Annotated in this window: 5 protein-coding genes; 2 read left to right on the forward strand and 3 right to left on the reverse strand. The window is 69.4% G+C overall.

The genetic code is table 11. The features are described 5' to 3' along the window. Positions 1 to 14 precede the first annotated feature (14 nt). Positions 15 to 485, forward strand: a complete 471-nt coding sequence (locus E1292_RS53620; RefSeq protein ID WP_246090057.1) for a GNAT family N-acetyltransferase — start codon at positions 15 to 17, stop codon at positions 483 to 485. Here the strand turns inward: E1292_RS53620 and E1292_RS11400 are convergent. Beyond that, the gene (locus E1292_RS11400; protein WP_132594814.1) at positions 472 to 2,478 is read right to left on the reverse strand and encodes a molybdopterin-containing oxidoreductase family protein; all 2,007 of its coding nucleotides are present in this window, start codon (positions 2,476 to 2,478) and stop codon (positions 472 to 474) included. The genes E1292_RS53620 and E1292_RS11400 overlap by 14 nt on opposite strands. A gap of 218 nt (positions 2,479 to 2,696) precedes the next feature. On the opposite strand from E1292_RS11400, the gene E1292_RS11405 reads away from it, so the two are divergent. Beyond that, positions 2,697 to 5,072 (forward strand): lysylphosphatidylglycerol synthase transmembrane domain-containing protein, encoded by a 2,376-nt coding sequence (locus tag E1292_RS11405; protein ID WP_132594816.1) that lies wholly within the window; start codon positions 2,697 to 2,699, stop codon positions 5,070 to 5,072. Here the strand turns inward: E1292_RS11405 and mgrA are convergent. Beyond that, positions 5,041 to 6,051 carry an L-glyceraldehyde 3-phosphate reductase gene (mgrA, locus tag E1292_RS11410; RefSeq protein ID WP_132594818.1) on the reverse strand — a complete coding sequence of 337 codons (1,011 nt, stop codon included), beginning with the start codon at positions 6,049 to 6,051 and terminating at the stop codon, positions 5,041 to 5,043. The two genes, E1292_RS11405 and mgrA, sit on opposite strands and share 32 nt — an antisense overlap. Next, a complete protein-coding gene (locus E1292_RS11415; RefSeq protein WP_132594820.1) occupies positions 6,048 to 8,138 on the reverse strand; it encodes a S9 family peptidase in 2,091 nt (696 codons plus the stop codon). The genes mgrA and E1292_RS11415 overlap by 4 nt, the downstream gene beginning before the upstream one ends. Positions 8,139 to 8,648: the final 510 nt, after the last annotated feature.

The following is an 8,648-nucleotide window of genomic DNA, read 5'->3' on the forward strand; positions in this document are numbered from 1 at the left end:
CCAACCCCGACCTCATGGAGTCCCACTACGTGTTGTCGCTGCTCTTCCGGCAGGCCCGCGCGGACGACGTGCCCGCGATCGTGGCCATGCTGGCCGACGACCCGCTCGGGGCCCAGCGCGAGGGAGACCCGGGTGACGAACGCTACCTGGCGGCGTTCGAGCGGATCGACGCCGACCCGTACGACGAGCTGATCGTGGCCGAGCGCGACGGCAAGGTGGTGGGCACCATGCAGCTGAGCTACCTGGCCGGGCTGTCGCGGCTGGGCGCGGAGCGGTGCCAGATCGAGGCCGTCAGGGTCGCCGCCTCCGAGCGAGGCAGGGGGCTCGGCCGCAAGATGATCACGTGGGCCGTCGACCGGGCGCGGGCGCGCGGCTGCGCCATGGTGCAGCTCACCTCCGACAAGTCACGTACGGACGCGCACCGCTTCTACGACTCCCTCGGCTTCACGGCCTCCCACGTCGGCTACAAGCTCAAACTGCACTGACCTCGACCAGATTGTCGTGGAAGGCGGGCCCCCGGCCCATGTCGCCGTCCCGCTCCGCCACGACCGCGTTCGGGTTGGCGCCGCCGGGGGTGAGCTTCGGCCACCGCCCCTTGGGCGAGGCCACCACCCCGGCCGCCACCCGGTCGCTGATCTCCACGTCGGCCAGGAACTCGCCGCCGTCGTTGTGCACGCGTACCCGCTGACCGCCGGCCAGCCCGCGCGCCGCCGCGTCGGCCGGGTTGACCAGCACCACCGGGTCCTTGGCCCGCCGCCGCAGCTCCGGGTTGTTGCCGAACGTCGTGTTGAGGAACAGGTGCGAGGCCGGCGTGATCAGCGTCAGCGGGTACGGCGACGACCCCGCGGCGCGGACCGTGTGGGGCGGCACGTACGCCTCCGCCGCGGGCGGGAAGCGCAGCCGGCCGGAGGGCGTCGGGAAGCCGCCGGCGAACGGCGCGAAGGGCTTGGGGTAGTTCATCCGCACCCAACCCTCCTTGCGGAGCCGGTCCAGGGTGACGCCCTCAAGGGAGGGATGCCCGCTCGACACCAGCTGCTCGGCCAGTTCCAGGTCCGAGTCGTACAACGACGGCTCGGTCATCCCCATGTGCCCGGCCAGCCGCCTGAACGTCTCCGTCGTCGACAGGCATTCGCCGGGCGGCGGCACGGCGGGCTCGTTCCACAGCAGGTAGAGGTGCCCGTAGCCGGCGTGCAGGTCCATGTGTTCGGTCTGCATGGTCGCGGGCAGCACGATGTCGGCGTAGTCGACGGTGTCGGTGGGGAACTGCTCCATGACCACGGTGAACAGGTCCTCGCGGGCAAGCTGCCGCCTGATGGCGTTCGCGTCGGGGGAGGAGCCCGCCGGGTTGGCCGCGTACACCCACAGGCATTTCACGTCGTGGAGCTGCGAGGCGAGCTTGGTCATGACCAGCGTGCGCACCGGCCGGGCCAGCAGGTCGTCGCGCCGGTCGACGGCCAGGTGGACGTGGTCGCTGGTGGAGAAGGCGACGCCGCCGCCCGGGTACCGCCAGTCGCCGGTGACGCCGGGGATCGCGGCGATAGTGCGCAGCGCGGTGCCGCCGCCGGCGTGCCGCTGGAGGCCGTGCGTGGCGCGCAGCGCGGTCGGGCGGGTGCGGGCGAGCCGCGTCCCCAGCCCGCGGACGGCCTCGGCGGGGATGCCGGTGATCTCGGCCACCCGCTCGACCGGGTGGCGCAGGATCTCCTCGCGGAAGTCGTCCCAGCCCTCGGTGTGCGCGGCCAGGAACTCGTCGTCCTGCGCGTTCTCCGCCAGCACCACGTTGAGCAGTCCGAGTGCCAGCGCGGCGTCCGTGCCCGGCCTGATCGCCAGGTGCTCGTCGGCCTGGTCTGCGGTCCTGGTGCGGATGGGGTCGATGGCGACGACGTAGGCGCCGTTCGCCCGCGCGTCCTGGATGAACTTCCACAGGTGGTGCCCGCTGGTCAGCGTGTTCGTGCCCCACAGCACGACCAGCTTGGCCAGCGCGAAGTTCTCCGGGTCCATGCCGGCCGCGGTGCCCGCCGTCCGCCGCAGGCCGCTGTTGCCGGCGCCCGAGCAGATGTTGAGCCAGTGCTTGGAGGCGCCCAGCATGTTCCAGAACCGCCGCCCGGCCACACCCTCGCAACCCTGGAGGTAGCCGAGTGATCCGGTGCCCAGGTACGGCCAGATGGCCTCGCCGCCGTGCTCCTCGACGATGCCGCGCAGCCGTACGGAGATCTCGTCGAGGGCCTCGTCCCAGGTGATGCGCTCGAACTGGCCGGAGCCCTTCGGCCCGGTGCGGCGCAGCGGGTGGAGTATGCGGTCGTCCGCCCGGGTGTGCTCCAGGTAGCGGTTGACTTTCACGCAAAGCGCGCCGCGGGTGTAGGGCTGGTCGGGGTTGCCGCGGAGGTTGACAGCCCGGCCGTCCTCCACCGTGACCACCCAGGAGCAGGTATCCGGGCAGTCCAGCGGACACGCCCCCAAAACTCTCAAATCACCCGCCATGGTACACAGCCTACGTCGCGCCGCCCGTCCGGGAAATCGGAGGTGAACGGTGAGAACTCCAGCGTGTAGCCTGCCCGGTGCGAGGACTACGGGGCTGATTTGAGGACACTGGAAACCCAAAGATCTCACGGTCCGGCCGGGAAGGTGCAGAATCACTGTCGGTGGCCGAAATCAGGGAACGAGATGACACGGAGGACCTCGCGGAGGGGGATCCAGCCGTGGCCGAGTCGCGCGCGGACACCGACGTCTACGTCGTAGAGCCGCTCCTGCCGCAGCGCCTCCGTCGCCCGTCCGACCTGCTGCGCTTCTTCGCCACGCTCGCGGTGCTCGGCGCGGTGATCCTGCTCGCCCTGGTGGCCAAGCAGACGCTCATCGGCCTCGAGGCCGACGTCAAGGAGGGCGCCGAGCTCGTCCCCCTGCTCAGCAGGATCGCCGCGTTCCTCGGCGGCGCGGCCGTGCTCATCGTTCCCACGGCCTTCGCCGTCGAGCGGGTCTTCCACCGCGACGGGCTGCGCGTCGCCGAAGGGCTGATCGCCGCGATCATCGGCATCGCCGGATCGTTCCTGCTCGGGCAGTGGCTCGTCGCGGGCAACGTCGACGACCTGCGCGTGCTGCTCACCGGCGACAGGAAGATCGAGCCGCTCAACACGCTGCTCACCTCGGTGATCGCGTACGCCACCGCCGTGCGCATCTCGCGCCGCCCCACGTGGCGGATGCTGATGTGGACCACGATCGCCCTCTACATCCTGGCCTTCTTCTCCGGCAGGCAGATCACGCTGCCGAGCGCCATCGTGACCGTGCTGGTCGGCATGGCCATCGGCTACGCCACCCTCTACGGCGTCGGCAGCCCCAACACCAGACCGCCGGGCAGCGCCGTGGTGGCCGCGCTGCGCAAGCTGTCGTTCACGCCGGTCTCCGCCCGCCGCATCGAGGACGACCACCAGGGCAGCCGCCGCTACGCCATCGGGCTGCAGGACGGCAGCAGCCTCGACGTCACCGTGCTCGACCGTGACCGGCAGGTGGCGGGGCTGCCCTACCGCCTCTGGCGGCGCATCAGGCTCCACTCCGAGACCAGGCGCAGAGCCATCAGGTCGCTGCGGGCCGAGCTCGAACGCGAGGCGCTCATGGCGTACGCGGCGCAGGCGGCCGGCGCCAGCACGCCCCGGCTGCTCGGCACCAGCGAGATCGGCACCGAGGCCGCGCTGCTCGCCTACGAGCACATCGAGACGCGCCCGCTCGACGAGGTGCCGGACGAGGAGATCGACGACGACCTGCTCGCCCAGATCTGGGAGCAGGTCGGATTGCTGCAGATCCAGCGCCTGGCGCACCGCCGGCTCACCGGCGACAGCATCCACCTCGACGGCGCCGGCCGGGTCGTGCTCACCGACGCGCGCAGCGGCGAGATCGCCGCCGGAGACCTGCTGCTCAGGCTGGACGTCGCCCAGCTCCTCACCTACCTGGCGCTGCGCGTCGGCCCCGAACGCTCGGTCAGGGCCGCCGCGGCCGTCATGGGGGCCGACGCGCTGGCCGCCGCCCTGCCGCTGCTCCAGCGCATCGCCCTGACCAGGGAGACCCGCGCGGCCCTGGCCAAGGCCAAGCAGGTCCTGCCCGGCATCCGCGAGCACATCGTGGCGCTCAAGCCGCAGGGCAAGGTCGAGGAGGTGCGGCTGGAGCGGTTCAGGCCGCGCACCCTGATCACCATCATCGCCAGCACGCTGGCCGCGTACTTCCTGCTGTCCCAGCTCAGCCAGGTCAACGTCTACCAGGTGGTGACCACGGCCAACTGGGCCTGGTCGGGGCTGGCGCTGGTCGCGTCGTTCGTGAGCTTCGTGGCCGCCGCGCTCATGCTACGCGGGTTCGTGCCCGAGAACCTCCCCCTCTGGCGCACGGTGCTCGTGCAGTTCGCGGCCTCGTTCGTCAAGCTCGTCGCGCCCGCGGCGGTGGGCGGCGTCGCGATCAACACCCGCTACCTGCAGAAGCGCGGCATCACGCCGGCCAGCGCGGTGGCCAGCGTGGGCGCCTCCCAGCTCATCATGCTGATCTTCCACATCGCGCTGCTGCTGCTGTTCGCCTACATCACCGGCTCCACCACCAACACCGCGTTCACGCCGTCGCGCGGGCTGGTCGTGGTGCTGCTCGCGGTGGCGCTGCTGGTCGTGGTGGTGCTCGGCGTGCCGCCGCTGCGCCGGATGGTCACCGCGCGGATGAGCAGGCTCTTCTCCAACGTCCTGCCGCGGCTGCTCGACGTGCTGCAGTCACCGCGCAAGATGATCGAAGCGGGCCTGGGCACGCTCATGATCACCATCGCGTTCATCGTCTGCCTGGACGCGTGCGTGGCGGCGTTCGGCGGCCAGCTCAGCTTCACCACCGTCGCCGTCGTCTACCTCACGGCCAACGCGATCGGCTCGGCCGCACCCACACCCGGCGGGCTGGGCGCGGTCGAGGGCGCGCTCGCGCTGGGCCTCACCGTGGCGGGGCTGCCCGCCGAGCTGGCCACGTCGGCCGTGCTGCTGCACCGGCTGCTCACGTTCTGGCTGCCGGTGCTGCCCGGCTGGGCCTCCTTCACCTACCTCCAGCGGCACGAGGCCCTGTGATGGGCCCTGTGATCTTGTCGATGGCCTCGAGCTCGTCCTCGGTGAACGCGGGGCCGTCCACGCATGCCACGTTGTCCTCGAGCTGCCGCACGCTGCTCGCGCCGATCAGCACGCTCGTCACCCGCGGATCCCTGAGCGCCCACGACAGCGCCATCTGAGCGAGCGTCTGCCCGCGGCCCCCGGCGATCTCGTTCAGGTCGCGCGCCAGCTCACGGTCGATCCGCTCCTGCGGCAGGAAACGGCTGGTGGCCGCGCGCGAGTCGGCCGGCACCCCGTCGAGGTAGCGGTCGGTCAGCACGCCCTGCGCCAGGGGCGAGAACACGATGCAGCCCATCCCCGCCTCCTCCAGCACGTCGAGCAGCCCGTCCTCGATCCACCGGTTGATCATCGAGTAGGACGGCTGGTGGATGAGCAGCGGCGTGCCCAGCTCGCGCATGATCCGCGCCGCCTGGGTGGTCTGCTCGGCCGTGTAGTTGGAGATGCCCGCGTAGAGCGCCTTGCCCGAGCGCACGGCCCGGTCGAGCGCCCCCATGGTCTCCTCCAGCGGCGTCTCCGGATCGGGGCGGTGGCTGTAGAAGATGTCGACGTATTCGAGGCCCATGCGCTCCAGCGACTGGTCGAGGCTGGCCAGCAGATATTTGCGCGAGCCCCACTCGCCGTACGGGCCCGGCCACATGTCGAACCCGGCCTTGGTGGAGATGATCAGCTCGTCGCGGTGGCGCGCGAAGTCCTCGCGGAAGATCCGGCCGAAGTTCCGCTCCGCCGACCCGTACGGGACGCCGTAGTTGTTGGCCAGGTCGAAATGCGTCACCCCGAGGTCGAACGCCCGCCGCAGGATCGCCCGCGCGTTGTCGATCGGCCGGTTGTCGCCGAAGTTGTGCCACAGGCCCAGCGAGACCGCCGGCAGCTTCACCCCGCTGCGGCCGCTGCGGTTGTACGGCTGGCGCTCGTAGCGCCGGTCGTCGGCCTGATACGTCATGACGTGCCCCTCTCGATGATCCAGGCCAGCGCGAACGCCTCTTCACGCCAGGCGTCGTAACGTCCGCTGCGGCCGCCGTGCCCAGCGCCCATCTCGGTCTTGAGCAGGAACGGCCCGCCGCCCGCCGTCGCCCGCAACCGCGCGATCCACTTCGCCGGCTCGTGGTAGAGGACGCGCGTGTCGTTCAGGCTCGTGATCGCCAGAATCGGCGGGTACGCCCTGCCGTCCACGTTCTCGTACGGCGAATAGCTCTTCATGTAGGCGTAGACGTCGGGATCGTGCAGCGGGTCGCCCCACTCGTCCCACTCGATCACGGTCAGCGGCAACGACGGGTCCAGGATGGTGTTCAGGGCGTCGACGAACGGCACCTCGGCCACCACGCCCGCGAACAGCTCGGGCGCCAGGTTCGTGGCCGCGCCCATGAGCAGCCCGCCGGCCGAGCCGCCCCGCGCGATGACCCGCTCGCTCCAGCCGCTCTCCTTCATGTGCCCGGCCGCCGCCACGAAGTCGGTGAACGTGTTGCGCTTCCTGGTCAGCTTGCCCTCTTCGTACCAGCGGCGGCCCAGCTCGCCGCCGCCCCTGACGTGCGCGACGGCGAAGACGAACCCGCGGTCGAGCAACGACAACCTCGCGATCGAGAAACCGGGGTCGATGGAGGTCTCGTAGCTGCCGTACCCGTACAGCACGGTGGGAGCCGGTCTGGCGGTTTCCTTCCGTTTCACGATGGACACGGGGATCTTCGTGCCGTCCTCGGCCGTGGCCCAGTCGCGGAACTGCTCGTAGTCGGCCGGGTCGTAGCCGCCCAGCACCGGGCGCTGCTTGAGCAGGATCAGCTCGTGCGAGTCGAGCTCGTAGTCGTACACGCTGGGCGGGGTGACCATGCTCGTGTACCCCAGCCGGAGCCGCGTGGTCGTGAACTCGGGGTTGCCCGCCGGCCCGACGTCGTACAGCGGCTCGGGAAAGTCGATCTCGTACGCGTTCCGCTCGGAGGCCTCGACCCGCTCCCGCCAGGTGCCGCCGGCGGAGCTGTAGGGCAGCACCCGCAGGCCGGTCAGCCCCTCGCGCCGGAAGTGCACCACGGCGTGGTCGGAGAACGCGTCGATCTCCAGCAGCCTCGTGTCGTCCCTGTGGGCGGTCAGCGAGGTCCAGGAGCCGGGATCGTCGAGCGGGGCGGTGGCCAGCTCGAAGTTCTCGGCGTTCTCGTTGTGGAGCACGTAGAAGAAGTCGCCCGCGTGCTCGACGCCGTATTCGACGCCGGTCTTCCTGGGGCGGACGACCCTGAACTCGCCCGCCGGTTCCATGGCGTCGAGGACCCGCACCTCACTGGTGATCTTGCTGCCGGCGCTGAGCACCAGATAGCGCTCGCTCCGGGTCAGCCCGATGCCCACCCAGTAGCGCTCGTCGCTCTCCTCGTAGACCAGCACGTCCTCCTGCGTCCCCAGGGTGTGCCGGTAGACCTGGAAGGGGCGCCAGGCGTCGTCGACGCGCGTGTAGAAGAACGCGGAGCCGTCCGCCGACCAGGCTCCTCCGTAGAAGATGTCCGTGATCTCGTCGGGGAGCACCTCACCGGTCTCGAGGTTCTTGAACCTCAGTGTGAAGCGCTCGTCGCCCTTGTAGTCGGTCGAGTAGGCCAGCATCGAGCCGTCAGGGGTGACGGAGCTGGCGCCGACCGAGAAGAACGGGCTGTCGCCCGCCAGCTCGTTGCCGTCGAGGATCACCTGTTCGCGGTCGAGAGGCTCGCCCGGCGTGATCACCGGGGGCGCGTCGCTGTCGGCGGGGACGCGGCAGGAGACGGCGTACTGCTTGCCCTCTTCTGTGCGCGTGTAGTACCACCAGGCGCCCTTGCGGCTCGGCACCGACAGATCGGTTTCCTGGGTGCGTGCCTTGATCTCCTGGAACACCTGCTCCTGGAGTTCGGAGAGGTGAGCGGTCTCCTTTTTGAGAAAGTCGTTCTCCGCCTCCAGATAGGCGGTGGTATCGGGATCTTCCTTGTTGCTCAGCCAGGCGTACTCGTCGATGACGGTGTCGCCATGATGGATGCGCTCCGTCCGGACCTTCTTCGCCACTGGTGGCGTGTCGCTGCTCACGTGGGGAGTCTATGTTCGGTCGTGATCGATCTGTGGCCATGGAGCGCGACGAACGAGTCCCGAGTGGTCAGGAGCGCTGCTAATCTTGAGAAGCCGACGCGGTGCGGCACAACCTCTTCCTCTCACTCCGGTGATATAGGCGTGTTGTGTCGTGGGTCGTCGGCGATCCCCTGTGACTGCTGAGTCCGGAGATCGGTTCGCCGAACTGTCTACGGGCTGGTAAGTTAGAGGGGTTGTCTCCGAAAGGGGGCGGCGCTTAATTCCCGCAGGTTGTGCAGGTCCGGTCAATTTGACAGAGACTTGAACGGCTGAAAGAGTTAAGACACAACGAAATGAACGCCTCTGAGCGAGGATCCCGGGTTCGGGGTTTTGGTGAGGATGGACGCGTGCGTTTCTTGAGAACTCAACAGTGTGTTAAAAGCCAGTGCATGAATGCACAACCCCGTCGACCGACATGGTCGGTTTTGACGGATTCCTTTATTTAGTTGGGTTCAGACCTTTTTTGGAGAG

This window comes from Nonomuraea deserti, assembly GCF_004348685.1.
GTDB classification, from domain to species: domain Bacteria; phylum Actinomycetota; class Actinomycetes; order Streptosporangiales; family Streptosporangiaceae; genus Nonomuraea; species Nonomuraea deserti.